The organism is Acidobacteriota bacterium (assembly GCA_016184105.1).
Classification (GTDB): domain Bacteria; phylum Acidobacteriota; class Vicinamibacteria; order Vicinamibacterales; family 2-12-FULL-66-21; genus JACPDI01.
This window is the reverse complement of record JACPDI010000013.1, coordinates 38,589-63,962: the sequence shown is the minus strand read 5'-3', so window position 1 is coordinate 63,962 and position 25,374 is coordinate 38,589. Positions and strand designations below refer to the sequence as shown.

The 25,374-nt window shown below is 68.1% G+C and carries 26 protein-coding genes; 7 read left to right on the top strand and 19 right to left on the bottom strand.

Features of this window, described 5'->3' with window-relative positions:
* Positions 1-115 precede the first annotated feature (115 nt).
* Genes murJ through HYU53_05570 form a run of 3 tightly spaced genes read left to right on the top strand, consistent with a single transcriptional unit; the run spans position 116 to position 3,637 of the window.
* Positions 116-1,690, top strand: a complete 1,575-nt coding sequence (gene murJ, locus HYU53_05580) for a murein biosynthesis integral membrane protein MurJ (GenBank protein ID MBI2220661.1) — start codon at positions 116-118, stop codon at positions 1,688-1,690.
* A complete protein-coding gene (locus HYU53_05575) occupies positions 1,687-2,868 on the top strand; it encodes an MFS transporter (protein ID MBI2220660.1) in 1,182 nt (393 codons plus the stop codon). The genes murJ and HYU53_05575 overlap by 4 nt, the downstream gene beginning before the upstream one ends.
* Positions 2,869-2,887: 19 nt before the next feature.
* Entirely contained in the window at positions 2,888-3,637 is a 750-nt protein-coding gene (locus HYU53_05570) for a rhomboid family intramembrane serine protease (GenBank protein MBI2220659.1), read from the top strand.
* Here the strand turns inward: HYU53_05570 and HYU53_05565 are convergent.
* The 5 genes from HYU53_05565 to HYU53_05545 are packed head-to-tail and all read right to left on the bottom strand — an operon-like array spanning position 3,631 to position 8,520.
* A complete protein-coding gene (locus HYU53_05565) occupies positions 3,631-4,629 on the bottom strand; it encodes a M48 family metalloprotease (GenBank protein ID MBI2220658.1) in 999 nt (332 codons plus the stop codon). The two genes, HYU53_05570 and HYU53_05565, sit on opposite strands and share 7 nt — an antisense overlap.
* Positions 4,626-5,186, bottom strand: coding sequence for a LemA family protein (locus HYU53_05560; protein MBI2220657.1), 561 nt, complete (start codon positions 5,184-5,186; stop codon positions 4,626-4,628). The genes HYU53_05565 and HYU53_05560 overlap by 4 nt, the downstream gene beginning before the upstream one ends.
* 18 nt (positions 5,187-5,204) lie before the next feature.
* Positions 5,205-5,996, bottom strand: coding sequence for an SDR family oxidoreductase (locus HYU53_05555; GenBank protein MBI2220656.1), 792 nt, complete (start codon positions 5,994-5,996; stop codon positions 5,205-5,207).
* A gap of 26 nt (positions 5,997-6,022) precedes the next feature.
* The gene (locus HYU53_05550; protein ID MBI2220655.1) at positions 6,023-6,388 is read right to left on the bottom strand and encodes a cupin domain-containing protein; all 366 of its coding nucleotides are present in this window, start codon (positions 6,386-6,388) and stop codon (positions 6,023-6,025) included.
* Positions 6,385-8,520, bottom strand: coding sequence for a M28 family peptidase (locus tag HYU53_05545; protein MBI2220654.1), 2,136 nt, complete (start codon positions 8,518-8,520; stop codon positions 6,385-6,387). Before HYU53_05545 ends, HYU53_05550 begins: the two co-directional genes overlap by 4 nt.
* Before the next feature lie 52 nt (positions 8,521-8,572).
* On the opposite strand from HYU53_05545, the gene HYU53_05540 reads away from it, so the two are divergent.
* Positions 8,573-10,711 (top strand): dehydrogenase E1 component subunit alpha/beta, encoded by a 2,139-nt coding sequence (locus tag HYU53_05540; protein ID MBI2220653.1) that lies wholly within the window; start codon positions 8,573-8,575, stop codon positions 10,709-10,711.
* Between the two features lie 13 nt (positions 10,712-10,724).
* Complete coding sequence (locus tag HYU53_05535) at positions 10,725-11,993, top strand: hypothetical protein (protein ID MBI2220652.1); 1,269 nt, start codon at positions 10,725-10,727, stop codon at positions 11,991-11,993.
* On the opposite strand, the gene HYU53_05530 is transcribed toward HYU53_05535, so the two are convergent.
* The 13 genes from HYU53_05530 to HYU53_05470 form a co-directional block, all read right to left on the bottom strand.
* Positions 11,893-12,318 carry a gas vesicle protein K gene (locus HYU53_05530; GenBank protein MBI2220651.1) on the bottom strand — a complete coding sequence of 142 codons (426 nt, stop codon included), beginning with the start codon at positions 12,316-12,318 and terminating at the stop codon, positions 11,893-11,895. The genes HYU53_05535 and HYU53_05530 overlap by 101 nt on opposite strands.
* Positions 12,315-12,977, bottom strand: coding sequence for a GvpL/GvpF family gas vesicle protein (locus HYU53_05525; GenBank protein ID MBI2220650.1), 663 nt, complete (start codon positions 12,975-12,977; stop codon positions 12,315-12,317). The genes HYU53_05530 and HYU53_05525 overlap by 4 nt, the downstream gene beginning before the upstream one ends.
* Positions 12,974-13,165, bottom strand: coding sequence for a gas vesicle protein (locus HYU53_05520; GenBank protein ID MBI2220649.1), 192 nt, complete (start codon positions 13,163-13,165; stop codon positions 12,974-12,976). The genes HYU53_05525 and HYU53_05520 overlap by 4 nt, the downstream gene beginning before the upstream one ends.
* 82 nt (positions 13,166-13,247) lie before the next feature.
* Entirely contained in the window at positions 13,248-14,036 is a 789-nt protein-coding gene (locus HYU53_05515) for a GvpL/GvpF family gas vesicle protein (GenBank protein MBI2220648.1), read from the bottom strand.
* Positions 14,033-16,090 carry an ArsA family ATPase gene (locus HYU53_05510; protein ID MBI2220647.1) on the bottom strand — a complete coding sequence of 686 codons (2,058 nt, stop codon included), beginning with the start codon at positions 16,088-16,090 and terminating at the stop codon, positions 14,033-14,035. The genes HYU53_05515 and HYU53_05510 overlap by 4 nt, the downstream gene beginning before the upstream one ends.
* Positions 16,077-16,313, bottom strand: coding sequence for a gas vesicle protein GvpG (locus HYU53_05505; protein MBI2220646.1), 237 nt, complete (start codon positions 16,311-16,313; stop codon positions 16,077-16,079). The genes HYU53_05510 and HYU53_05505 overlap by 14 nt, the downstream gene beginning before the upstream one ends.
* A gap of 10 nt (positions 16,314-16,323) precedes the next feature.
* Positions 16,324-17,262, bottom strand: a complete 939-nt coding sequence (locus tag HYU53_05500) for a GvpL/GvpF family gas vesicle protein (protein MBI2220645.1) — start codon at positions 17,260-17,262, stop codon at positions 16,324-16,326.
* A gap of 13 nt (positions 17,263-17,275) precedes the next feature.
* Complete coding sequence (locus HYU53_05495) at positions 17,276-17,704, bottom strand: response regulator (GenBank protein ID MBI2220644.1); 429 nt, start codon at positions 17,702-17,704, stop codon at positions 17,276-17,278.
* Positions 17,701-19,818 carry a PAS domain-containing protein gene (locus HYU53_05490; protein ID MBI2220643.1) on the bottom strand — a complete coding sequence of 706 codons (2,118 nt, stop codon included), beginning with the start codon at positions 19,816-19,818 and terminating at the stop codon, positions 17,701-17,703. The genes HYU53_05495 and HYU53_05490 overlap by 4 nt, the downstream gene beginning before the upstream one ends.
* Before the next feature lie 44 nt (positions 19,819-19,862).
* A complete protein-coding gene (gene gvpA / locus HYU53_05485) occupies positions 19,863-20,198 on the bottom strand; it encodes a gas vesicle structural protein GvpA (protein ID MBI2220642.1) in 336 nt (111 codons plus the stop codon).
* Between the two features lie 32 nt (positions 20,199-20,230).
* On the bottom strand, positions 20,231-20,596 hold the full coding sequence (locus HYU53_05480; protein MBI2220641.1) for a gas vesicle protein: 366 nt from the start codon (positions 20,594-20,596) through the stop codon (positions 20,231-20,233).
* Positions 20,597-20,854: 258 nt separating this feature from the next.
* Positions 20,855-22,441: a cytochrome b N-terminal domain-containing protein gene (locus tag HYU53_05475; protein ID MBI2220640.1), complete on the bottom strand. Its 1,587-nt coding sequence runs from the start codon at positions 22,439-22,441 to the stop codon at positions 20,855-20,857.
* Complete coding sequence (locus tag HYU53_05470) at positions 22,441-22,917, bottom strand: Rieske (2Fe-2S) protein (protein ID MBI2220639.1); 477 nt, start codon at positions 22,915-22,917, stop codon at positions 22,441-22,443. Before HYU53_05470 ends, HYU53_05475 begins: the two co-directional genes overlap by 1 nt.
* A gap of 165 nt (positions 22,918-23,082) precedes the next feature.
* On the opposite strand from HYU53_05470, the gene HYU53_05465 reads away from it, so the two are divergent.
* Complete coding sequence (locus HYU53_05465) at positions 23,083-23,727, top strand: hypothetical protein (GenBank protein ID MBI2220638.1); 645 nt, start codon at positions 23,083-23,085, stop codon at positions 23,725-23,727.
* Between the two features lie 9 nt (positions 23,728-23,736).
* Complete coding sequence (locus HYU53_05460; protein ID MBI2220637.1) at positions 23,737-24,141, top strand: hypothetical protein; 405 nt, start codon at positions 23,737-23,739, stop codon at positions 24,139-24,141.
* Positions 24,142-24,230: 89 nt separating this feature from the next.
* On the opposite strand, the gene HYU53_05455 is transcribed toward HYU53_05460, so the two are convergent.
* On the bottom strand, positions 24,231-25,370 hold the full coding sequence (locus HYU53_05455) for a HEAT repeat domain-containing protein (GenBank protein MBI2220636.1): 1,140 nt from the start codon (positions 25,368-25,370) through the stop codon (positions 24,231-24,233).
* Positions 25,371-25,374 lie beyond the last annotated feature (4 nt).

Below are 25,374 nucleotides of genomic sequence, written 5' to 3'. Positions count from 1 at the left end.
CGCTCTGATCGAGTATCGCTTGCGGCAGCGCGGGGCGGCGCCTGGCGGCGTCCCGCCGACGGACACCGTCCGCGAGCGGCCACGTTCCGCTGTGGTACGCTGGCCTTCGCTCCGCATGAGCACCCGCCTCGCCCGGTCAGCCGGGCTCATCAGCATCGCCACGATGACCAGCCGACTGCTGGGCGTCGCGCGCGAGACCGTCCTCGCGGCCTTGTTCGGCGCCGGCCGCGAGATGGACGCGTTCAACGTCGCGTTTCGCGTGCCCAACCTGCTTCGCGACCTCTTCGCGGAAGGGGCCATGACGGCGGCGTTCGTCCCCGCGTTCACGCGGAACCTCACCCACGGCGGCCGCGACGAGGCGTGGCGGCTGGGCAACCTTGTCATAAACGCACTCCTGGCGGTCACCGGCGTGATCGTCGTGCTCGGGATCATCTTCGCCGCCCCGATCACGCATGCCATCGCCGGAGACTTTGGAGAGGTGCCGGGCAAGCTCGAACTCACGACGCTGCTGACGCGCATCATGCTGCCCTTCCTGACGACGATCGCGGTGGCGGCCGCGTTCATGGGCATGCTGAACTCGCTCCACCGGTTCTTCATCCCGGCGATGTCGCCCGCGATGTTCAACGTCGCGACGATTTTCTGCGCGTTCGCGCTCGTTCCCGTGATGCCGGCGCTGGGGCTGCCGCCGATCGCCGCGATTGCCGTCGGCACACTGCTCGGCGGGCTCGGACAAATCGCGCTGCAGTGGCCGGCGCTGCGGAAGGAGGGCTTCCGGTATCACCCGATCGTCAATTTTCGGGATCCCGATCTGCGCGAGGTGCTGCGCCTGATGGGTCCCGGCACGCTCGGCCTCGCGGCGGTGCAAATCAACGTGTTCGTGAACACCTACCTTGCCGCAACACAGGAGCAGGGGGCCGTTTCCTGGCTCAGTTACGCCTTCCGCCTGATGTACTTGCCGATCGGGCTCTTCGGGGTGTCGATTGCGACGGCGGCGCTGCCTGACATCTCGCGACACGCGGCCGTGAAGGACACCGCGTCCATGCGGCAGACCATCTCCACGGCGCTCAGGATGATGCTGATGCTGAACGTGCCGGCGACGATCGGGCTGATGGCGCTTGCCGATCCCATCGTGTCGCTGCTGCTCGAGCGCGGCCGGTTCACCGAAGCCGATACGGCGGCGACGGCGGCGGCGCTGATCTTCTACGCACCCGGGCTGATCGGCTACTCGGCCGTGAAGATCGCCTCGCCGACCTTTTACTCGCTGCGCGACAGCCGCACGCCAGTCACGATCAGCGTCATCTCCGTCCTCGCGAACCTGTCGATCAACCTGGCGCTGGTGCGCGTCATGGGCTACCGCGGTCTCGCGCTCGGCACCTCGCTGGCCGCGATGTTCAACGCCGGGGCGCTGCTCTGGCTGCTGCGGCGCCGCCTTGGCGGCCTCGAAGGGCGCCGCATCGCGACGGCATCCGCCAAGATCCTGATCGCCTCGGCGGCCATGGGTCTTGCCGCGCATGCCACGGCCGCGTGGTTCGACGGGGTCTGGCCCGCCGCGTCGTTGGCCGCCAAGCTTGTCCAGGTCTTCGGCGCGATCGCCGCGGCGGTGGCCGTGCTGATGGCGGCTGCGCGGCTCCTCCGCATCCAGGAATTCGAGGGCGCGATCGCGCGCGTGCTCAGGCGGATCTCCGGATGATCCCTCGCCTCCATTCAACCGTGCTTCGGATGGCCAGCGCGCACATGATGGTCGATGGCTTCGGCAACATCTACGCGCCGTTGCTGCCGCTGCTCATCCCCAAACTGGGCTTGTCGCTCGCGATGGCGGGCACGTTTGCCATGTTGTTCCAGCTGTCAGCGTCGGTCGCGCAGCTGGGCTTCGGGCACATCGCGGACCGCTGGAGGCCGCGCGTCCTGCTGATCGCCGGCCCGTTTCTCGCCGTCGGCGTGCTCAGCTTCGTCGGCGTCGCGACGTCACGACTGATGCTCGGCGCCGTCCTGATGGTCGGAGGGCTCGGCACGGCGGCCTTCCACCCGCCCGCCGCCGCGCTGGCGCACCGGCTCGGCGGCCGGCAAAGCGGGCTGGCCATGTCGGTCTACATCACGGGCGGGTCGATCGGCCTCTCGCTCGGGCCGCTCGTGTTCGCCCCATTCGTTCAGCGGTTCGGCACGACCTGGACGCCGCTGCTGGCGCTGCCCGCACTGGTGGTCGTCGCCGCGTTCGCCACGCGCGTGCCCACCTTCGAGTTGAACTCAGGGCGATCGGGCGGCGGACTGCGTTCGCTGCGGCCCTACGCGAAACCGCTGTCGCTGCTGTACACCATCGTCGTGCTTCGCACGCTCACCTCGCTCGCGATGGCGACCTTCGTGCCCGTGCTGCTGACACGGCGCGGCCTGCCGGTCGGCGCGGCGGGATCGATCGTCGCGGCGTATCTCTTCGCGAGCGGCCTGGGCGGCTTCATCGGCGGCCCGCTGGCGGACCGATTCGGCGCGCGGCGCGTGATTATCCTGTCACTCCTGTTGTCGGTGCCGTTCCTCCTGGCCGCACCGGCGCTGCACGGGGGCGCGTTCATCGCCGTGCTGGCCATCGGAGGGTTCTTCCTGCAGTCCACGCTGCCGGTGAACGTCACGTTCGGCCAGGCCATCGCGCCCGTGAGCGCGGCAACCGTGTCGTCGCTGATGATGGGCTTTGCCTGGGGAACCGGCGGCCTCACCGTGCCGCTGGTAGGAATGCTGGCGGACCGTATTGGAATTGAACGGACGCTGACGATCCTCGGCTGCGTGCCGCTGCTCGCTGCGGCCACGGCTTCACCCCTTCCGCGCGAGCTTTCGCCCGCCGACTCGGACAAGGCCGTTTCGGTACCTCTCGTGCAGTAGTGGTACGATCGAAGAGCTGATGGCCCGAGTTCCTCGTCCGTACGGCGTTTCGTACTCCTTTGGTCCCGGCCCGGTCACCCCGGCGGTGAAGGCGCTGCTGGTCGCGAACATCCTCATGTTCGTGCTGCAGCTGGCGGCCCCCGCGCTGACGCTCCTGCTCGGCCTCCGACCGCAGTCCGTGGTCGAGCACGGATGGGTGTGGCAGCCGCTGACCTACATGTTCCTCCACGGGAACTTCACGCACATCCTGTTCAACATGCTTGGTGTGTGGATGTTCGGCGTGGAGCTCGAGCGGCTGTGGGGAACGACCTTCTTCGTCCGCTATTTCTTCGTCACGGGCGTCGGCGCGGCCGCCACGTCCCTCATCGTCTCGCTGCTGCCGCTGCCCTTCGCGAACGAGGTCTACGTTGCAACGACGGTGGGGGCTTCAGGCGCGCTGTACGGCCTCCTGCTCGCGTACGGCTACTACTATCCGGATCGCCCGATCCTGATGTTCCTGCTGTTCCCGGTACCCGCCAAGTACTTCGTGATGATCATCGGCGCGATCTCGTTCCTCTCGGCCACCGGCGGCGGCAGCACGACGGCGCACTCCACGCACCTGGGCGGGCTGCTCGTCGGATATCTCTACCTTCGAAGCGGGCGCGGCGGACTCATGGCGGAGCTGAAGTACCGGTGGGTGAAGTGGAAGATGAATCGTCTGCGCCGCAGGTTCGACGTTCACCCGGGCGGACGCGGTGGCGACGCCCGCTGGGACCGCACGATTCACTGAGCCTGCGGATGCGCCTGCAGGTAGGCCATCTGCCGCAGCGCGGAAATGCGCTTGACCATCGGCGGGTGCGTGGCGAACCAGTCCGCCCAGTAGCCTTCCTTCGACGTCACCGCGCGACCGAGCGGATCGGCGATGCACAGGTGGGCGCTGCCCTGCTTGATGGCCTTGGTCGGCCCGGCGGCGTACTCGATTTTCTGCAGCGCTTCGGCGAGCGCGACCGGATTGCGCGTCAACTCCGCGGACGAGGCGTCGGCGAGATATTCGCGGCGCCGCGAGACGGACAGGGCGAGCAGGCGCGAGACGAACGGCGCGACGAGGAGGGCGACGATCCAGATCGCCAGCAACACGAGGCCCGCCGCATTTCCCTTGCCCTTGCCTCCACGCCGACCCCCGCCGCCGCCGAAGCCGTGACGCATCGCGCGCCCGGTCCAGTCGGCAATCAACGCGATCGCGCCCACCAGCGCCGCGATGATGGTCATGAGCCGGATGTCGTAATTCCGGACATGGCTCATCTCGTGGCCCACGACCCCTTGAAGCTGCTCGCGGTTCAGCATGTCCAGCAGGCCGCGGGTGACGGCCAGCGAGGCGTGCTCCGGATCGCGCCCGGTCGCGAACGCGTTCGGGTCGGGATCGGGAATGACGTAGACCGCCGGCTTCGGCAGGCCGGAGGCAATCGCCATCTCCTCGACGATGTTTTCGTACTGTTTCAGCTTCAGTGGCCCGTCCGGCCACTCCAGCGCCGCAGCGGCCTGTTCGATCGGCACGGCGCCGGACGACAGCAGCACGGCGCGGTCGCCGTGCAGGTAGCCGGTCCAGGCGCTGGCGCCGCCGACGCCGAGCGCCGCGAGCGCGCCGAATGGGATCGGCACGCCGTTCTGGCCGAGGACGAACAGGTCGAAGCCCGCCCCGAGGAGCAGCAGGAATCCCACGAAGACGGCCATGATGAACCACGTCTTCCGGCGGTTGGATTTCTGCTGATCGAAGAGATTCATTTCATCGACAGGTCGACGGCCGGCACGGCGCGCTCGGCCTCGTCAGCCAGCTCGAAGAGCTCCGCCGCCGTGAAGTTCATGCTCGACGCGACGATGTTCGAGGGGAACGTCTCGCGCGCCGTGTTGTAGGCCGTCGCCACATCGTTGTAGAACTGCCGGGCGAATCCGATCTTGTTCTCCGTGGATGCCAGCTCCTCCTGGAGCATCTTCACGTTCTCGTTGGCCTTCAGCGCGGGATAGCTCTCGGCGACGGCGAACAGGCGCCCCAGGGCCTGCGTCAGCTCTCCCTCGGCGCGTCCCGCGGCCGCCGGCGTGGCGGCCGACACCGCCTTCGCGCGTGCCTCCATGACGCGAGTGAGGGTGTCCCGCTCGAACTCCATCGCCCCCTTGACGGTGTTCACGAGGTTCGGAATCAGGTCGTGCCGGCGCTTCAACTGCACGTCGATCTGCCGCCAGCCGTTGGCGACCTGGTTCTTGAGGCGGACGAGGCGGTTGTAGATCCCGATCCCCCAGAACAAAACGACGGCGACAATCGCGAGGAGCACGAGGAATCCCATGGTCAGCCTCCTGGCTTCCTAAAGAATGCCGGCGACGGCGCCGCCATCCACCTGGATCACGCTGCCGGTCATGTAGCCGGCCCGATCGGACGCGAGGAACGCGATGAGATCCGCCAGCTCGCGCGGCTCGCCGAGCCGTCCCATCGGAATCTGCGACACGAGCTTCTGTTCGATCGCCGCGACCGGTTGCCCCTCGCGGGCGGCCGCGGCCTCGTTGAGGCGGGTGATGCGCGCGGTCCGCGTGTAGCCGGGTGCGACGCAGTTGACGGTGATGTTGTCTCGCGCCAGCTCGCGCGACAAGGTCTTCGCAAAACCAATCACCGCCGCGCGCACGGCGTTCGAGAGCATCAGGCCGGCGACCGGCTGCTTCACGGCCACGGACGTGATGTGCACGATCCGCCCGCCGCCGCGGGCCTTCATGTGCGGTATGGCTTCGCGCGAGAGCCGCACCGCGCTCATCAGCAGCAGGTCCACCGCATCGTACCAGTCGCTGTCTGCGAGCGTGTCGAACAATCCGGGTTTCGGGCCGCCCACGTTGGTGACCAGCACGTCGAGGCCGCCGAAGGCCTCCACGGTCTTCGAGACCAGGCGCGAGATGTCCGCCGCGTCCCTGAGATCGGCCGCCACGGCGAGCACCTCGACGCCGCGTTCGCGGCGGATCTCGCCGGCCGCCTGCTCGATCGCCGGCTCGCGGCGCGAACAGATGGCCAGCCGGCACCCTTCGGCCGCGAGCGAGTCGGCGGCCGCGCGCCCGAGCCCCTCGCTCGCCGCGCACACGAGGGCAACCCTGCCTTTCAATCCTGTCTCCACGTTTTCCCTTCTTGTCTTTCTACTTCTTACTTCTTGTGAAAGTAGTCATCCGTCTTGTCCAGCCAGTCCTGCCGGATCGGGCTGAACAGGTCGAGCTCGAACGTGTCGTCGAGCGCCTCCGCCTGGTGTTCCACCCACGACGGAATGTGGAGCACTTCTCCCTCGCGCACGGTGATTTCCTCGCCGCCGATGACGAACTTCAGCGCCCCCTGCAGGACGTACGTCATCTGCTCGCTCTCGTGCTTGTGGGCCGGAACGATGGCGCCTTTCTTCAGATAGATCTGCGCGAGCATCTCTTTCGCGCCGGTGACGAGCTTGCGCGAGATCATCTCGGTGACTTTCTCGTGTTCGATCTCGTCCCAGCGGTGCAGCGTGACCGTTTCGGTCGTCATCGGGTGCCCTTTCCGCTCGTCGTCTTACGCGCCGGCAACGGCACGGTCTTCACGGTGACGATGCCGGCGGCTTTTGCCGAATCAAGGTAGCTCGCGACGTCCTCGAGCGTCACCGTGCCGTAGTACCAGTCGCCGGCGGCGTCCGCCTCGGCCGATACGGCCCGGAAGATGTCGAGATACGTGTTCGTGCCGTCCACGAAGTTCATGACCTCATACGCCATCAGGCTGTGGAGGGCAGGCGGGCGCTTCAGCTGCGCGCGCGTGTCGAGGTACTCCTGGATGGACACGGCGATGGACGGCACCATGGTCGCCAGCTCTTTCTCGCGCGGAGACGGCGCCGCGGCCGACGCCGGCTTCGTGCCGGTCACGCCGGCGACGTACGCGGACAACCGCATCTCCGCGTTGTCCTCGGTGGGCAGCTGCTGGATGAGCGCCTTCAGCGCCCGCTCTCCCGCGCCGCCGGGCGTGGCAAACCGTGAGACCGACTCGAGGGTCCGCCGCTCGCGCCGTGCCGCCTGTCGCACCAGGTTCGCGCCGCGCGCGTAGTCGTTCATCGTCATGGCCACGCGCGCGTCGCGGCTCAGCCGCTCGAGGGCGCGCCCGTACAGCTCCGTGCCGAGCGTGACCGCCTCCGCGTCACCGGCGTTGGCGAGGTAGAGCGCCGCACCCGCGACCGCGACCGCGTTGCGCTTCAGCTGCGTCGGGTCGATCTGCCACAGGTCGTCGTCACTCGAATGGATGAAGGGGTCGGGCCAGTTCGTGAAGGTGACGCCAGGCACGCCGATGACGGCCATGTTGAACACCTGGTGGTCGGTGTTGTTGTGGAACGGCACAACCCGGGCGTCGTAGCGTTCGTGCGTGCCAAGGCGGGACAACACGGGCCTGCTGAACGGTGCATCGCTCGTGGTCGTGGCAGGAATCGCGTCGGGACCCTGCCGGAGCTGCGCCGCCTGCCCCGCGGAAAGGAACGCCGTGTTGCCGGCGACGAGCGACTCGACGATCGACTCGATGACGTCACCCAGGTACGAGGCGCGCGAGTGCGGCGGCCGCGTCACGAACTGCACGCGGCTTCCGGCGGATTGCTTCGCGCCAACCATGTCCTGGTTGATGTTGGCCAGCAGCTGCTTCGTCTCCGCGGGGTTGTCGGCGAAGTACTGCTCGGACGCGCTGATCTCGTCGAGCCACCAGAACCGGATGTCGCGGCGCGGCCGCGGCAGCGTCCCCTCATCAACCATCTTCTTGAGCGCGCGGGCGATCTCCAGCACGTTGGCGCAGCCGCTCGCATCGTCGTTCGCCGAGAACATCTCTTCCTGGAGGTGGCCGGTGAGCACGAGGTCCTGATCGTGGATCTCGGTGCCGCGGATCACCCCTTCCACGATCGACTGGTAGGACTCCTTGTGGAACTCGGCGTTGACGGCCGCGCGAACCTTGTAGGGGCGTTTCGTCGCTTTCAGCTCGGCGCGAAGCCGTTCCCCTTCGCGAGGCTGCAGCACGAACGCCCACGTGCCCGGCTTCGTCTTGTCGCGGTTCTCCACCGGCACGCGCATCCACGGGTACTGATCGGGATAGTCCGGCATCCGCGCCGTGGAGTACGCGAGGACGCCAAGCGCGCCGCGCTTCCACACCGCGTCCTCCATCGCCCGCGACACCGGACCCGAGGTCAGCACCACCTTGCCGGCGAGGTCTTTCCCTTCGAGGTCCGACGCGGCTCCCTCGCCGATATCGACGAGTTCCGCGGCGGGCACGTTCGCCGGCCGGCTGTAGTCGGCCAGCGCCAGCGGCACCTCGGTATTGAACGCGAGGCGGCGCATCTCCGGTTCGATCAGCCACAGCTCGCTTGCGCGCGGGCTCCAGCTCGGGCCGTTCTGTTTCAGCCTGATGATGCGCACCTCTTCGAGGCCGTACTGCCGGGCCTTGTCGTACACGTACTTCTCGACCGCCTGGTACCCCTCGCTTCCTCCCATCGGGCGGTGGTAGTGGGTGAACCACCGCACGTGTTCGTACGCGATATCACCCGAAATCTCGTTGACGAGCGCGCGATAGGCCGGTTCGGCAAGAAACGGCGACGATTGCGCCGGAACGGGACGCGGCCACGCCAGAACGATGGCCAGCGCCATCAGAAGACGGCTCATGCGCATGGGGACTCCTGTCGTGCTGGAACGCGGAAAATCTTATACTACTTGGATGAAGGCAGTGACGAACGGCCCGGCCGCGACCGCGCGCAGCGGGACGGACCGCTACGAAGGCCTCTCCCCGGAGGATCTCCTTCGCATCTATCGGACGATGCTGCTGTCGCGCCGCATCGACGACAAGGAGATTCAGCTCAAGAACCAGAGCCTCATTTTCTTCCAGATCAGCGGCGCCGGCCACGAGGCGATCCTCGTCGCGGCGGGGATGAACCTGAAGCCGGGTCACGACTGGTTCTACCCGTACTACCGCGATCGCGCGCTGTGCCTCACGCTGGGCGTCACCGCCGAAGAAATGTTCCTGGCGGCCGTGGGCGCGAAGGACGACCCCTCATCCGGCGGACGGCAGATGCCCTCGCACTGGGGCCACACACGCCTCCACATCGTCTCGCAGTCCAGCCCGACGGGCACGCAGTGCCTCCAGGCGATCGGCTGCGCGGAAGCGGGCCTGCTCTACTCGAAGATCGACGGCATCGCCGATCGCCGCGACCGTTTCCGGGACGACGAGGTGGTGTACGTCTCGCTCGGCGACGGGACGACCAGCGAAGGCGAGTTCTGGGAGTCGCTGAACACGGCGTGCACGCGCAAGCTGCCGGTCGTTTACCTGATCGAGGACAACGGATACGCGATCTCCGTGCCCGTCGAAGTGCAGACACCCGGCGGCGACATCTCGCGTCTCGTCGAGTCGTTTCCCGGCCTGAAGGTCGTGCGCACCGACGGGACCGACGTGCTGGCGAGCTATCGCGCGTACAAGGAGGCGGTCGCGTACGCGCGCGCGCGCAAGGGGCCGGCGCTCGTTCACGCGAAAGTCATCCGGCCGTACTCGCACTCGCTCTCCGACGACGAGCGGCTGTACAAGACGCCGGAGGAACGCGCGGAAGAAGCGCGCCGCGACCCGATCGTGCGCTTCGCGGACTTCCTCAAGAGCGAGGAACTGGTGGACGAGGCGGCGCTGGCCACCATCGCAAAGGACGTCGAGAAGGCGATCAACGAGGCCGTCGAGCGCGCGATGGCGGCACCACGGCCGGCGAAAGACACCGCCGCGCTCTACGTGTACTCGCCTGACGTCGATCCCACGTCGCCGGCGTTCGACACCACGCCGCAGCCCGAGGGGAAGCCGGACACGATGGTCGCGGCCATCAACCGCACGGTGAAGGACGAGATGGCGCGTGACGCCCGGATCGTGGTCTTCGGCGAAGACGTCGCGGACTGCAGCCGCGAGAGCGCAGCCGCGAAGGTCCCGGGCAAGGGCGGGGTGTTCAAGGTCACGCACGGGCTGCAGAAGGCGTTCGGCAGCGTGCGCGTGTTCAATTCGCCGCTCGCCGAGGCCAACATCGTCGGCCGGGCCATCGGCATGGCCACCCGCGGGATCAAGCCGGTGGTCGAGATCCAGTTTTTCGACTACATCTGGCCGGCGATGATGCAGCTGCGCGACGAGATGTCGATGCTGCGGTATCGCTCCAACAACGCGTTCTCGTGCCCGGCGGTCGTGCGGGTGGCGATCGGCGGGTACCTGCGCGGCGGTGCGCCGTACCACAGCCAGTGCGGCGAGAGCATCTTCGCGCACTGCCCGGGCCTGCGGGTCGTGTTCCCGTCGAACGCGCAGGACGCGGGGGGACTGCTGCGCACCGCGATTCGTTGTGACGATCCCGTGCTGTTCCTCGAGCACAAGCATCTGTACCGGCAGACGTACAACAAAGCGCCGTATCAGGGTGCGGAGTACATGGTGCCGTTCGGCAAGGGGGCGGTGCGTCGCGACGGCACGGACGTCACCGTCGTCACGTGGGGGGCGCTCGTGCAGCGGTCTCTGCTCGCCGCCCAGCAGGCGGAGAAGGACGGCATCAGCGCGCGCGTGATCGATCTGCGCACCATCATCCCGTACGACTGGGACGGCATCGCGAAGGCCGTGCGCGAGACCAACCGCGTCATCATCGCGCACGAAGATCAGCTGACGTGCGGCTTTGGCGCCGAGCTGGCGGCGCGGATCGCGGGGGAGCTGTTCGAGCACCTCGACGCGCCGGTCCGGCGCGTGGCCGCCATGGATACGCCGGTCGCGTACTGCCCGGATCTCGAGGAAGAGATCCTGCCGCAGTCGAGCGACGTCCTCGAGGCGATTCAAGAGATCGCGCGGTACTGACGGGGGGCGCCAGGTGCTCCAGGTGCTGAAGGTGCTCCAGGTGCTCGGGGTGCTCGCGGTGCTCGGAGCACCCGGAGCACCCAAAGCACCTGGAGCACCGAGAGCACCTGGATCACTTCAACCGTCCGTCCGCGTTGAAACCCTCACAGCCACCGGCGGGCTCCCCGCGCACATTGCCGGCGCGTTCCAGGAGCCCACCGCGTTTCAGCAGGCGAAGTCCGGGCGGTATTACGTCTTCGATCGCCGCGCCCACGCCGTGTACGGCATCGATCCCGGGGCGGGCGCGCCGCGCAAGCTCATTCAGATCGGGTTCGAGGAAGGGCGCCTCCTGCAGCCGTCGGCGTTCGATCTCGAGCCCGAAAGCTCGTTTGTCGTCGCCGACGCGCCCAATTCTCGCGAGCGCGTGCAACTGTTCGACGCAAACGGCATCCGCATCACGGGTTTCACGCTGCCCGGCCGCAACGCGATACGGGTGACGCTGGGAAGCCTGGTGGTCAACGGCGTGGGATCGCTGCAGTACACCGGGCGGTCGCTGCTCATCAACCAGCCGGAAACGGGATCGCTCATCACCGAGTACGGCATGTCCGGCACGCCGCTTCGCACCTTCGGACAGCTTCGCCGCACGGGCCATGAAGCGGACCACGACCTGCACCTCGCGTTGAACACCGGCCTGCCCATCGTCAATCCACGCGGCGGGTTCTATTTCGTGTTTTCCACCGGCGTGCCGATGTACCGCGCGTACGACCGCGACGGACGGCTGCTCTTCGAACGGCACGTCGAAGGACCGGAAGTGGACGAGATCGTGGCGAACCTGCCGGCACGATGGCCGCGACGGGAGTCCCCCGAGGGAGACCTGCCCTTCGTGACGCCCAACGTTCGCGCGGCCGCGGCAGACGCGCACGGCAATCTCTGGGTCTCGCTGATGCCGCCGTTCACGTACGTCTACGACCGCTACGGCGACAAGAAACGAACCGTGCAGTTCAGGGGCGCGACGGGCATCCTCGCTCCGGTCTCGCTGTCATTCTCGCCGGCGGGAAGGCTGCTGGTGGCGCCGGGATTGTACGAGTTCAATGGGGCTCGATCGGCCGAAAAAGCGGCCACACCGGGAACTCCTGAACCTCTCGAACCCCGAACCTCGAACCTCGAACCTCGAACCCCTCGAACCCCTCGAACCCCTCGAACTACATCAGCCTCCCCACCGCCCCCAAATCCAGATTCAACTCCTCCGGATCGATATCGAACTGCCTGGCGAGATCCTGGATCGTCTCCTCCAGGCGCATGAGCGCGAACCCGACGTCCTCGGTTTGCTTTTTCGTCAGCGTGCGGTTCTCCATGCGCCGGATCGCCTGGCGCTCGAGCAGGCGGCGGATGAACTCCACCAGCGTGAGCACGAGCTGCATCACCGATCGCTGCACGTCATCGGGATTGGCGTTCCACCGCGGCGAGCCGCTGCGCGCTGCCGCGCGCTCGAGATCCCGGCGGAGGGTCTCGATCTCCTTCGTTTCGGCCCGGGCGGCGCCGACCCTCCGCGGCCGGGCCCGCGTCTTTGGCCGTGCGGCGGTGACCTTCGGGTTTGTCGGGGTCCTGGACTTGCGCCTGGCGGTCATGACTCCTCGATCTCGACGAAGGCGAACGGCGCCCACGGCCCGGCGATCGCCGCGGCAGCGCCGCGCCGCTTCATCGCGCGGGTGACCGCCGACACGTAGGCGAGGGCGCGGGCGCGGGGCACCAGGTGAAACACGCTCGCGCCGTCGCCGCGCCACTCGATCCGGGTCTCCCGCGCATAGGGGCTGGCCGCGCGGCGCACCGCCCGAACGATCGGATCGCGGCGCCGGGCGGCTTCGGCCGCCGCCCGCGCGCGCAGAAAGCGCGTTCCTCGATCCGTGCCGATCCCACGATGGCTGATCCCGCGATCGTTCGATTCCATCGTGACACGCACCGTCATCTGCACGCAGCCGCGCACGCGGCGAAGCGCGCGCGAGAGTTCCCGGGCCCGGCCTGCCAGCGCGCGTGCCAGTTCGCCGGCGTCGCGGACGTGGGCGCCGAAGCGCGCCGGCAGGATGTCGGCGCCCGACTGCACCAGGCGCGCGATGACCTGTCCCTGCGCCTTCAGCTTCGCGACCGTCGGCCGTGGTGCGCGCGCCGCGGTCTCCACCACGACGTAAAGCCGGCCCGCCCGTACGACACGCAACGGCCGCCCGAAGATGCCCCGGGCGCGCACGCGCATGGCGCGGCCGGCGATCGCATAGACGTAGAGCCCCGTCATCGCCTCCGGCGGCGCCGCGCCGGCGAGAGCACGCGATCCGCGGCGCTCAGCAGAAGCGACAGGCGCAGATGGACCAGGTCGACATCGGCAAGCGCCAAGATCAGCTCCGCGTCGATCACCACGCCTCGATTGAGCAGGTTGTCTACGGCGTCGAGCAGCGTGGCGTCTTCGTGCTGCAGCGACTGCACGAGCGTCTTCGGCCGGCTCCGCGATGCCTCGGGCGCCGACAGCCGGCGCTGCGCCTCTTTCCAGGGTCGGGTTCGCGGCACGCTACCGCTCCGCCACGAAGTGATAGGCGGGCCAGGGGCCGCTCAGCACCATTTCGCAGCCGGCTCGTCCGGCACCGGCCGCAAGCCGCTCCACCTCGCGGCGAAAGGACTGTTCTCTCTTTCGCGGAACGAGGAACGCCGCGTCGAGCATCAGGCTTGTTCCCTCGGCGTCTCCCTCTTTCCGGACCGACGCGCGAGCGAGCCGTGAGAGGCGGCGATGCACGTCCTCGACCGCGCGGCGCGCCTCCGCAACCGCCGTGCGCGCCTGGTCTCGATCGGCCTTCTTGCGGAGCAGGAACGATGTTCCTGAGGCGGCGCTTCCTCGAGCGCTCGCGCGGCGACGGCCGGGAGAGGCGGGCTGCGCGCCGGCGGAGGCGGAGCGTGCGCACGTCACGCGCACGCTCCACTCGGCGGCGCCGCCGATCCGCTTGAAGATCGCCGCGAGGTTTCCCGCGCCCTCCACGTTGGCGATCGCCCGCGCGTCGTCCCTGAAGAGCGTGAACAGCTTCATCGGGACCACGTCACCGGCCCGCGAGCAGAATTCGACCACCGCCTCGTGCGCCATGGCGCGCACCGACACCCACTCCATGTCCTGGAGGTTGGCGTTGATCGACTCTGATCCGTACAGGTCGAGAGGCACGTCGGACACGATCAGCCAGAGCCCCGCCGGCCGATGCGGGACTTCGATCGCGCGCGGCCGCGCGCCGCCCGGCATCCCCGGAGGAACGCGAGCGAGCGGAGGCACGCGCGCCCGTTTCAACACGCAGTAGAGGTACGTGGCAGTCGTCATGATGTAGGCGCCGCGCCGCGGCGGCCTGAGGCGGTGTGCCCGGTTCGCCACGAGTCGCTCCACTCGAGCAGCTCCTGGACGCCGTGTGGCGGCGGAATCCGAAGCGGCGCGTGCATGATATCGCAAGGGGGGCGCGAGGCGCCGCACAGCCGCTCGATGCGGGCGACCTCTCGCTGCTCCGCCTCGGCGCGCCGGCGACAGGCCGCGCACCCACCGCTGCTCTCCCCGTTGACGATGACCGTGGGCGCCGGCACGTTCATGCGCTGCAGCTGGTCGAGCAGCCGCTCGGTCTCCAGCCGCGGCAGCACGGCGGGGCGCACGACGGTCACAAACCGTGCGCGCGTGCGGTCGCCGAGCAGCGCTCGAAACTCCCGGAGACCCCGCGAGAGATGCACGAGGTCGTGGGCAAGCGATTCGGCTCGGGCCGCAAGCCGATACTTGATCACGAGCTGCATCAGCAGGGCGACCCACTGCTGGACGTCGGCCTGCATGCCCAGCAGCCGCACCGTGTGCCCGGTCGGCGCGGTGTCCACCACGAGCAGATCGTCGGCTCCCTCGCGCAAGACGTCCGCGACGGCGAGCAGCGCGACGAGTTCGTCGATGCCGGGCGGTGCGAGGTCGAACAGCCGCTCGAACACGGCTCGATCCGCGGTCGCGTCAAACGGGGATCCGGCGGCAAGACGGTCGAAGAAGTCGGCGATGGCTCCCTGGTACCGCTGGCGGTATTCGTCGAACACCGTCGAGGCGTCAAGCTCGCGAACGTGCAGATGCCAGCGGCCGGGCACCGGCCGCCAGGTGTTGCCGATCTTCATGCCGAGCACGTCGCCGAGCGATGGCGCCGGATCGGTGGAGATGAGCCTGACCTGCCGCCTGGGTTCTGCAGCCGCCAGGCTCATGGCACTCGCCGCGGCGCACGTGGTCTTGCCGACGCCCCCCTTTCCTCCGAACAGCACCAGCCTCGTAAACGCGGGTACGTCAAACACGGCGGGTGCCGGTTCGACCGCGTCGCGACGGATCGCGGCGGCCGATGCGCCGCTCCCCCGCTTCGCTCTGGTCGCGCCGAGCCGGACGCCGGAACGGTCCGCCATGAGATCCGCCGCGATCCGCCGGAGCGCGGGAACGCCACGCGGCTCGGCCCCCTGATCCTCGACGAGCGACACGCGAAGCGATCTCACGTGTGCGGCGAGGGGCGCCAGCGCGTCCTGCTCGTACTCCGCGCGGGCACGGCACTGGGGGCAGCCGCCCCGCGGCGTCGGGGTCAGGCGGTTGACGATGAGCGCATCCAGCGGAAAGGCGCCTCCGCGAAGCCATCGGATCCCGTCGATGGTTTCCTGGATCGTCACGGGCTCGGCGAGCGTGACCCACGAGATCGCGCACTGCGACGCGTCGTGCAGCCGGCGCTCGACATCGCCCGCGTCGCGGCGCAGCTCCTCGACCAGCGGATCGGCGCCGACCGATCCTCCCAGCGCGCGCGCGACCATCGCGTGGCGGCCGTGCATGGCCGCGAACAGGTCGGCCACGGCGTGCACGAGACGTGGGACCTCGAGCAGCCGGAAGGTGTGCCCAGTGGGGGCGGTATCCACGACGATCTCGTCGTACTCACCGGCACGCTCGAACGAGGTCATCGCGAGAAACGCGGCAAGCTCGTCGAGTCCCGGCAGCGGCAGCTTCATCAGGCGGGCGGCGTCCTCGTGATCGAGGAGCGTGCCGCGCTCGATCAGCGCCGCGAACGCGGGCCGGCGTTCCTTGAGCCACGCGACGACGGCGGACCCGGCATCGACCTCGAGCGCCGCGAGCATTCCGCGCCCGATGGCCACGCGGGCCGGCTTTGCGCCGAGACGCCTGCCCAGCGCGTCGCCGAGCGAGTGCGCCGGGTCCACGGACACCGCCAGCACGCGGAGGCCGGCTTTGGCGCGCGCCACCGCCCACGCGGCGGCGCACGTCGTCTTGCCGACGCCCCCTTTGCCTCCGAACAGGCGCCAGAAAAAGGGGTCGGGAGCCTTTTTACGTTTTTCGTAAAAAGGCTCCCGACCCCTTTTTTCACGTTTCGTCACCGCCGAAGGTCGCTTCGCGGATGTCACGGAGGCGTTCGAGGATGGTGGCTTCGAACGAGGCGAACTCCCGCTCGCTCATCTCGCCCAGCTCGACCCGCATCTGTGCGGTCAGCAGCTGCTCGCGAAGCGCGGCCTCGTCGTTCAGCTCCTCGTCGGCGGCGGCCGCGATCTTGTCGAGCACGAACCGGATCCCGCCGATCAGGAGCGAATCAAGAATGAACACGTGGTGGGTGCTAATGCGCCCGTTCGAGCTTCAGCCGGATGTTCACGAAATTGTACGGCGGCCAGGGGCCCGTGTACTTGAACGTCAGCTTGTCGTAGCGCGTGCCGATCGCCTTCACCCGGGCGTCGAAGGCCAGCTCCATGTCTCGCGCAACCAGGAAGGCGGCGTTCATGATCATGCGATCGCCGATGGGCTTGTTCGAACGGGATGCGACCGACACGTCGCGCAGCGCGTCGAAGATCTCCGCCACGTACCGCTCCGAGCGCGCCTGCAGCGCCTGATCGATCAGCCGTCCGTACTGCATCCGGGCGAAGTAGGTGGACCCCGTCTGGCTGGAAATCTCCCCCTTGAGGCGGCGGATGTCCTCATCTTCGCTCTCGATGTCGCGGATGGTCTGATCGCGATCCCACAGCACCTTCAGACCGAACTCGAACTTGTCCTGCATCTTGTTGAGGACGTCGGTGAAGGCCTCGTACGCGGAGCGGAGCAGCTCGACGATGTCGTCCGCCGTCTTGAAGACGGTGCCGAACGACATCGGGATGACGGTGTGGTCGCGCATGACCGTCTCGTTCACGCGCTGGTGCGCGAGAACGTTTTCCCGCGTGGGATCCTGGACCACCATGGGCGTGCTCGACACGACGGCCGCCAGGTCGCGATAGATCACCGTGTGCACTTCCGCCGGATCCTGCCCGAGCCCAAGCGGGCCGAAGTACAGCGGCTTGTCCGACTTGATGATGCAGTAGACGTACTTGCCTTCGACGGCGCCCGCGGCGCTCCGCCTGGGCGCGGCGCTCGGCACCGCCGACGGAAACTTCACGCGCTCCAGCTTCTTGGTGCGCGCAGGTTCCACCGCCGCAGCCGGCTTCCGGCGCGTGGACGTCGCCTGGCGGGCCGCGATCCGCGACGCCGTCCTGCGCCCTGCCGATGGTGTCTGCTGACGCTTCGCCATAACTGGGTGTCACTTATCCGTTGCCGGCCCTGGCGGCCTGGCGGCTCCCTTTCTTCCTTCCGCTTCCGAGGATCCTCTGGATCTCGGTGACGAGCGCGTCGGGCAGGCATGGCTTCGTGACGAAGGAGTCACACCCGGCCTTCTTCGCCCCGTCGGCGTGTCCCGCGAGCGCGTGTCCCGTGAGCGCCACGATGGGGATCTCCTGGGTCCGGACGTCCGCCTTCAGCCGGCGCGTCGCCTCCCAGCCGTCCATCTTCGGCAGCGCCAGGTCCATCAGGATGAGGTCCGGTGCCTTCGCCACGGCCTGCTCGATCGCCTCGAGGCCGTTGGCCGCCTCGATGACGTCGAAGCCCGAGAACCGCAGGTACTCACTGTACATTTCACGCGCGTCCTGGTAGTCCTCCACCACCAGCACGAGCGGTTGTTGGCGCCCCGCGATCATCGTTTCCTCAGGCGTGCCGGCAGGACCAGCGTGAAGGTGGATCCCTTGTCCGGCTCGCTGCGCAGCTCGATCGCCCCACCGAGCATGACCGCCAGCCGCCGGCAGATCGAGAGACCCAGACCCGTGCCGCCGTATCCGCGCGCCGGCGAGCTGTCAAGCTGCCGGAAGTCCTCGAACACCTTCGTCTGATCGCCGGGCGCGATGCCGATGCCGCTGTCGGTCACCGAGATCTGCATCATGCGGTCGGCCGCACGATAGGTGGCCGAGATGCGCACCCCGCCCGCATGCGTGAACTTCAACGCGTTGCTGAGCAGATTGACGAGGATCTGCTTCACCTTCTGCCGATCGGACCGCAGCTCCGGCGCGCGGTGCGGCATGCGCACGGTCAGCTTCAGGTTCGATCGCTTGATGATCGGCTCGAGCTCCGCGATGACTTCGTCGATCAGCTGCTGCACGCCGAACGTGCTCAGGTGCAGCGGCATCCGGCCGGCTTCGATCCGCGTGATGTCGAGAATGTCGTTGATGAGCGCGAGCAGGTGGCGCGAGTTGGAGTCGATCCGCGTCAGGCTGCGCCGCTGCGCGTCCGCCACCTGTCCGAACACGCCCTGCAGCAGCATGTGCGTGTAGCCCAGGATCGCGTTGAGCGGCGTCCTGAACTCGTGCGACATATTCGCCAGGAACTGCGACTTGAGGGCCGACGCCTGCTCCAGCTCCAGGTGCTGGCGCCTGAGCAGCTCGTTTTGCGCCGCCAGCTCCGCGGTCGCCTCCTGCACCTTCGCCTCGAGCTCTTCCGACGCCTTCTTCACCTGCGCGTAGAGCTTCGCCTTCTCGATCGCCTCGGTGAGGTCGTGCAGGATGGTGACGACCCAGGTCAGCTCCCCCTGCTCGGAGAGGATCGTCCCCGCAATCGCCTCCACGGGGCTCGGTTGTCCGCTCAGCGGATCCACGAGGTTGATTTCGCCGCGGTACCGCTGCTGCCCGCTCGTCGCCAGGAGGTTCGACACGAACGAAGTCAGGTGAGCGCCGTTCGACCGCACGCGCCGCAGCGCCGACTCGCCCACCTCGGGCGGCGCCGTGAAGAGCCGCTCGGCCGGCGTATTCATCAGGACGATGTCCGCCGCCTCGTCGGTCACCAGGATCGGGTCGGCCACCGAGTCGATGATCAGGTCCAGCCGGTGCCGCTCGTCGCGGACCTCCGCCTGCGCGATCCGCAGCGTCCGGTAGCTCTCTTCGATCTCCTCCTTGGCGCGCGCGAGGTCGGTGACGTTCCGGAGCACGGACACGACGTACGTGCCCTGCCGCTCGTCTTTCGCCCGCGATGCCATCAGCTCGAACAGCAGGTCCGAGCCCTCGATCGAATCGACGAGCAGCAGCTCGCGGCGCCCTGCAGGGCCCTCGGTGCGCTCCATCGCGGTGGCCGAGAGCGCGGCGCTGAACAGCATGCTGTTGAGCGCCACCGCCCGCCGCCACCCTTCGCTCGCATCATCGGGTGCGGTGAACAGGCGCTCGGCCAGCGAGTTCGCGATGATCAACTTGCCTTCGGTGTCGGTAAGGAGGATCGGGTCGGTGACGGCGTTAATGATGCTGTACAACAGCATCCGCTCCTGGCCGAACCGCGATTCCTGCAGTGCCTGCCGCTGCTGAAGACGACCGAGCTGGCGCCCCAGCATCTCCGCCAGCCACGCGGCATCCGCGGGCACCTCGGGCGATCCGAGAGACGCCAGCAGGACGCCGACAAGATTCTGCGGCGCCTCCGGATCTTCACAGCGCAGCGGAAACGCATGGAACCCCGCGCGATCTATCGGAGAGGGAAACGCCCCCCGCTCGAAGTACACCGGGTGGCCGCTCCGCGATACCGCGGTGAGCGGGTGCTCGTCATCCGTCAGACCGACCGAGAAATTCGTGACCGCTGAGGCCGGAATGCCGTGCTCCGCCAGCACGATGAGATGGCGCGAGGCCGGCTCGACGATCGTGACGAGCCCCTGTTCAACGCCGAGCTGCTTCGCCAGCCAGTCCAGCGCGCGTGCGGCAGAATCCTGCAGGTCCACGCTCCCGAGCAGGAACTCGAGAAGCGCCACGCGGGACTCGGCATCGCTCACCGAAGACACGGTCATCGTTGCGGACGGCGCTCGAAACACGGCTCAACTCAATCTCGTTCTCAGCCTTGCGCGATGCGCCGTCGCCGCCGACGTGCGGGCGCGCGCCCGCCGCGCGCGGCGGCCAGTTCCGCACGCAACGCGGCGTTCTCGGCCAGGACGTCCTGCTGCGCCGGCAATTCGCCGGCGGGACGCGACACGGGCGCCACGAGGCTGACCGCCTCCGAGTACTTCAAGTACGTATCGATGGATGCCACGACGACGCGGGCCTCGACGGTAATCAGATCGATGCCGACGAGCGATACGCGCACCCAGGCATCGATCACGATGCCCTTATCGAGAACGCGATCGAGAACGTCGATCAGACTTGTTCCGCCTGCGGCTCTTTCAACAGCCATGCTGAGCTCCTGACACTCCTCGCTGGACTCGGTTACTTGCGGCGCCGCGCCGCGGGAGCGCGATCGATGGGTCTGGCCCCTGCTGCCCGCACGCCGGCCGCTGCCGAGAGCGCGTCAACTTTCGCCTCGAGGACGCGGACGTGCTCCCGCAGCGCTCGTTCCGCTGCCGTGTCGCCCGATCCCGGCGACAGAGAGCGGTCGTACCGCCACCAATCGAGTCCAATTTCCTGTGCCTTGTCGAGAGAACACACCAGCAGACGGATCCGGATGGTGAGCAGCTCGACTTCGGCCAGCGACACCTTGATGTCGCCGGCGATGACCAGCCCTTTGTCGAGGACACGGTCGAGGACGTCGACCAGCCCTGTGGAACGCGAATGAACGGGCAAATCCGACGGCATGGGAACGCTGAATATATCGCAGCCTGCTTAGTCGCGCCAACTCAGTGACTTGGAAGCAAACATCGCGTTGGCGAGACGGCCTGCCGAGTTTGCAAGGGGCCGGCCAGTGCCGCCGCGCGAGCATCTGAACAGGAATACACGGATCTACGCGTGAAAACAGGCTTCCGGTCTTTCACGAGCCTGCACCTCGTCAGCGGGCTGACAGCCGAGCTTGAAACCCATACACGGCGTGCGACGCACGAGGGGCGTGATGAATGGCTACCGGCGCGCGGCCAGGAACCGGGCGATGTGCTCCAGTTCGCCTGAGGAGAGCTTGTCGTCGAAGGCGGGCATCTCCGCATCCGACTTCATCGCGGCGGGACGAGCGATCCAGTCGCGCAGCCACTGCCCGTCGTGCTTGCGTCCCGCGCGCGACAGGTCGGGCCCCTCGGTACCCCCGTCGCCGTCGATGGTGTGGCACCCGATGCAGTGGCGCGCGAACAGCACGGACGCCTCGCGGGCCTCCGCCGGCCAGGATGGCGGAACGCCACCGCGCTCGACATACGCGATGAGCGCGGCCCCTTCGCGCTCGTTCGAGGGAGGAAGCGGCCGGATCCCTGGCGCGATGACCTCTGGATCGGCGAAGTGGTTCTGCAGCCAGGGAAGGGGGCGCGTCACCGCAATCTGACCGAGCTGATCCGCCAGCCGGCCGTCTCCGTGACAGCGCGCACATCCCTTGCTCTCTGCCAGGGCGGCGCCGGCCACTTCCCGGACGGTCCATTCCCCCGCCGGTCGTCGCGGGGGACGGTCGCTCCAGCCGGCGACGGTCAACGACACGAGCGAAAGCAGCGCGGCGACGACCCCTCCGAGCACGATCGGCCTCTTCCGGGGATCCCGGTTCGGACTTCGATCCAGCCAGGGCAACAGCGCGAGCAATCCGACGACCAGCCCCGGCAGAATGAGCGCGCCGAAAATCTCGAGGCGCCCCGGCATGTACTTCAGCAGCTGGAACAGCCCGAGGAAATACCACTCCGGGCGCGGCACGTAGGTGGCATCAGCCGGATCGGCCATCCGCTCGAGATCCGGCATGCCGTGCCCGGCGAGCGCGCCGAGCACGGCCGCCACGATGACCATGACGACAACGTCACGAGCGGCCTGGTACGGATAGAACGGCTGGCCGGCGGCATGAGCCCCGGCACCCGATGGCACGGGCGGCCGGACGGGGCCGGAGATCCCGTGACGCCGCATCAGGAAGATGTGCGCGACCACGAAGGCGACGATCGCCGCGGGGAGCACGATCACGTGGATCGCGAACCAGCGTGAAAGCGTGAGCGCGCCCACGTGGCCTCCGGGCGCGCCGGCGAGGGCGGCCATCGTATCGCCCGCAAGCGGGATCAGCTTCGTGATATTCACGGTGACCACCGTTGCCCAGTACGCGCGCTGGTCCCATGGCAGCAGGTAACCGGTCAACGAGAATGCGAGCACGATGAGCAGAAGCGCAACGCCCGTGAGCCACGTGGCTTCGCGCGGAGCTTTGTACGATCCGAAGGCGATGACCCGCAGCATGTGCAAGACCGCGGCAATCACGATGGCACTGGCGCCGAAGAAATGCAGCCCGCGAACGAAGGACCCCAGCGGGACCTCGCGCATGATGAACTGCACGCTCTGATAGGCATGGTCCGGCGTCGGCGCGTAGTACAGCGCGAGCGCGACGCCGGTGATGCCCTGGAGCGCCAGAAGGAACAACAGCACGCTGCCCAGCGTGAACCACCAGCCGATCCCGGGCGGAAGCGGCTCGTCGAGCAGACGCGACAGGCCAGTCCGATAGCCGGTGCGTGCGTGCAGCCATTCGCCGAGCGCCTTCATCACAGCCGGACCTCGACGTCTCCCTCATCCGTGATGCGCGCCGCCAGGGCCAGCAGGGGGCGCGGCGGAGGACCGGCGGTGACGTTTCCGTGCGCGTCGTACTCGCCACCGTGACAGGGACACTTGAACCGCTGCGCGCCGTTGTCCCAGCGCACGCGGCAACCCAGGTGCGTGCAGGTGGCAGACATCGCCCTGATGCCAGTCAACCCATCCCACACGACAAAGACAGTCTCGTTCACGCGGGCGCGCGACCACCCGTCGTCTCGCGCGACCGCCAGGACGGCAGGAAATGGCGTGTCGGGATCGAGGTCGCCAAGCGACGCGCCGCGGAACCACTGCTGGCGTGCCGACGCCCTGGGCACGAGCGCGAAACGCCCGACGACCGAGGCGAGGCCGGCGGCGAGCACGCCAAGGGCCGTGTTGACGAACGCTCGAAGCACGAGACGCCTGCCGTGTGCCGGGTCGGTACGGGTCATCACGCTGCAGCAAAGCGAACCGCGCGCCACGCCAAAACCGGGGGAAAACCCGTCATTTGCGGCCGAAGCCGCTCACGCGTTTTACGAAAAGCGTAAGAGGTTTCGTGCCGGCACTGCCATGAGCCGCTCCGGCCCGATGTTGCGCATTCCCGGGTGGAGGTTCGAATGCAGACACGATGGGTGCTGATGGTCGCGGCCTTGCTGGCGTCGGCACCCGCCACGGCACAGACGCCCGGCGCGCCGCGCGGAGATGCCAGCGTGTCGCTGGGGTGGCTTCACTCTGACGTATCCGCGCTCAGCCGCGGAGAAGACAACTGGGCGTTAGGCCGCCTGACGCTGGCCGGCCAGGCGGGTTTCTACTGGACCGAGCACCTGAAGACCGAGGTCGTGGCGGAGCGATCGGACCACGAGGATGTCTTTATCGGCGAGAGCATCCTGCTGCCAGCGGGGCGGACGGCGTGGCGGAGCACCCAGCACGACATCCAGGACACGCGGCTCTCGATCGGACAGTTCTACCAGTTCGGCCGCAATACGTGGGCGCACGTTTCGGTCGGGGCGGGTGTGAGCGTCACCTGGCGTGACATCACGAGCGAGACCTCGCCGTTGATCGTGTACGACCGCAGCGGCCAACAGCAGCTTGAACCCGGCTCCACGCGAACCTCCGCGGACACCCGAACGAACGCGTTTGCCGCGCTGGCGTTGAAGGCATACCTCACGCCGCGCGCGTTCTTCCGTTCGGATCTTCAGACCGACTTCCGGTCGTCGATCGACAACCTCGCCGTGCGCGTCGGCTTTGGCATGGACTTCTGAGGTGACGTCATGAAGAAGACAGTGGCGGTGATATTGTGCGCGGCGCTCTCCGCGCAGTGCGCGGGAGTGCGGGCGATGCAGGGGGGCGCGCGCGTGCAGGAGGCCACGCGCGTGGATCCGGCGCTCGTCCGCTCCACGGCGGAACGGATCCCCGCGGGCGCGCGCGTCCGCGTGACCCTTACCGACGGCCGTCAGATGAAGGCGGTGATCGTCGGCGTCGACGCGCAGGATGTCGTCGTCCGGGAGCGCACGCGCATCCCGGAGCCTCCGGTGCGGATCCCTGCCGAACGCATCACGTCAATTGAACTCGACCAGGGGATGGGGTTCGGCAAGGCGTTGGCGATTGGCGTCGCGATCGGTGTTGGGCTCACCTTCAGCGTGCTGGCGATCCTGTTCGCGACGCTGGACGACTAACGGCATCGCCGCAGAACTCGCAGAAACCGCGGAAACGCGCTTCGAAAAAGCCCTGCGCGTTCCGCGCGTTCCGCGGCGGGACTGGGGAGCTACTTTCGTGCGCGCGCGGCCTCGACGAGCGCTCTCGCGCGTGGCGTGCCGAACAGCTTCAGCCGCGCGAGCGCTTCGTCCCTCAACTTCGCATCCCGCTCGCTCTCGGCGATCGCGATCAGCTCGTCCTCCCCGGCGGCCGTGAACAACGCGATGATGATCGGCAGTTTCAGCTCGGGGTGCTGCCGGTACAGCATCGCGAGCTGCGTTCGCGCTCCCGCCTGGCCGAGCGCGGCGACGGCGCTCTCGCGCAGCGACCATTCCCCTTCCGAGCGCGCGATCCGCACGAGGCTCTGCGGCTGGCGCGTGGCGCCGAGCGCGCGGATGACCTGCGTTTTTACCGGGGAGGAACCCGACGAGTACAGGTCGGCCAACAGCTGCGCGGCCTCAGGGGATCGCGCGAGCCCAAGGACTTTCACGGCGGCAAGCGTCACCGGCTCGGGGCCGATCCTGGCGACGTCCGCCACGGCCGAACGCGCATCCGGGCGGTCGGACTGCATCAGCACGAACAGCGCGCGGCGCGCCTGGTCCACGTCTGTCGTCCTGAGGGCCACGTCCTTGAGGATCGGCACGGCGCGCGTCGGCTCGACGCGGATGAGGCTGCCAAGCGCCTGGATGCGCAGATCCACCTCGGCGACGATTTCCAGGTCGTCGATCTCGTCAGCCTTCACCCACTGTCGCCGGGGGCGAGGGCCACGCGCGGGAGGCGCGGGCGGCGGGGGTGGTGCCGGCACCGCGTGCGGGGCCGGAGCGGCCGGTGGCGGCGGAGGTGCCGTCGCGTACTCCCACAGGACGTCGTTGCGGTTCAGCCGATGTGCGATCTCGATCTTCAACGACCGCGCGGGAAACGCCCAACGGCTCCGCGGGAACCGGCGCTCGAGCTGTTCGATCGCCTGCAGGGCCGCCGCGGTGTCGCCGGTCTGATGAAGGCTGTGCGCGAGCCAGAACGCGGCTTCGTCACGAGCCGGCTCGTTCGGATCGTCGTACGCCGCGCGAAGCTCGACGATGGCCCGCCGCCACTGCTCGTCGGCGATCAAATCTTTCGCGCGGGACAGCCGTTCGGAGTCCGCCGCGAAGGCGAGCGCCACCGTGGGCACCCATATGGTGGCCAAGAACGCCGGCAGGTATTTCCTGGACATGCCG

Coding starts and splice junctions, on each gene's coding strand:
- HYU53_05490 (MBI2220643.1), bottom strand. CDS start 19,818: ATGACCGTGTCTTCGGTGAGCGATGCCGAGTCCCGCGTGGCGCTTCTC.
- HYU53_05570 (MBI2220659.1), top strand. CDS start 2,888: ATGGCCCGAGTTCCTCGTCCGTACGGCGTTTCGTACTCCTTTGGTCCC.
- HYU53_05495 (MBI2220644.1), bottom strand. CDS start 17,704: ATGATCGCGGGGCGCCAACAACCGCTCGTGCTGGTGGTGGAGGACTAC.
- HYU53_05475 (MBI2220640.1), bottom strand. CDS start 22,441: ATGAAGGCGCTCGGCGAATGGCTGCACGCACGCACCGGCTATCGGACT.
- HYU53_05480 (MBI2220641.1), bottom strand. CDS start 20,596: ATGCCGTCGGATTTGCCCGTTCATTCGCGTTCCACAGGGCTGGTCGAC.
- gvpA (MBI2220642.1), bottom strand. CDS start 20,198: ATGGCTGTTGAAAGAGCCGCAGGCGGAACAAGTCTGATCGACGTTCTC.
- HYU53_05525 (MBI2220650.1), bottom strand. CDS start 12,977: ATGACGGGGCTCTACGTCTATGCGATCGCCGGCCGCGCCATGCGCGTG.
- HYU53_05545 (MBI2220654.1), bottom strand. CDS start 8,520: ATGAGCCGTCTTCTGATGGCGCTGGCCATCGTTCTGGCGTGGCCGCGT.
- murJ (MBI2220661.1), top strand. CDS start 116: ATGAGCACCCGCCTCGCCCGGTCAGCCGGGCTCATCAGCATCGCCACG.
- HYU53_05460 (MBI2220637.1), top strand. CDS start 23,737: ATGAAGAAGACAGTGGCGGTGATATTGTGCGCGGCGCTCTCCGCGCAG.
- HYU53_05500 (MBI2220645.1), bottom strand. CDS start 17,262: ATGGCGAAGCGTCAGCAGACACCATCGGCAGGGCGCAGGACGGCGTCG.
- HYU53_05455 (MBI2220636.1), bottom strand. CDS start 25,370: ATGTCCAGGAAATACCTGCCGGCGTTCTTGGCCACCATATGGGTGCCC.
- HYU53_05515 (MBI2220648.1), bottom strand. CDS start 14,036: ATGACGACTGCCACGTACCTCTACTGCGTGTTGAAACGGGCGCGCGTG.
- HYU53_05550 (MBI2220655.1), bottom strand. CDS start 6,388: ATGACGACCGAAACGGTCACGCTGCACCGCTGGGACGAGATCGAACAC.
- HYU53_05575 (MBI2220660.1), top strand. CDS start 1,687: ATGATCCCTCGCCTCCATTCAACCGTGCTTCGGATGGCCAGCGCGCAC.
- HYU53_05465 (MBI2220638.1), top strand. CDS start 23,083: ATGCAGACACGATGGGTGCTGATGGTCGCGGCCTTGCTGGCGTCGGCA.
- HYU53_05560 (MBI2220657.1), bottom strand. CDS start 5,186: ATGGGATTCCTCGTGCTCCTCGCGATTGTCGCCGTCGTTTTGTTCTGG.
- HYU53_05530 (MBI2220651.1), bottom strand. CDS start 12,318: ATGACCGCCAGGCGCAAGTCCAGGACCCCGACAAACCCGAAGGTCACC.
- HYU53_05565 (MBI2220658.1), bottom strand. CDS start 4,629: ATGAATCTCTTCGATCAGCAGAAATCCAACCGCCGGAAGACGTGGTTC.
- HYU53_05470 (MBI2220639.1), bottom strand. CDS start 22,917: ATGACCCGTACCGACCCGGCACACGGCAGGCGTCTCGTGCTTCGAGCG.
- HYU53_05540 (MBI2220653.1), top strand. CDS start 8,573: ATGAAGGCAGTGACGAACGGCCCGGCCGCGACCGCGCGCAGCGGGACG.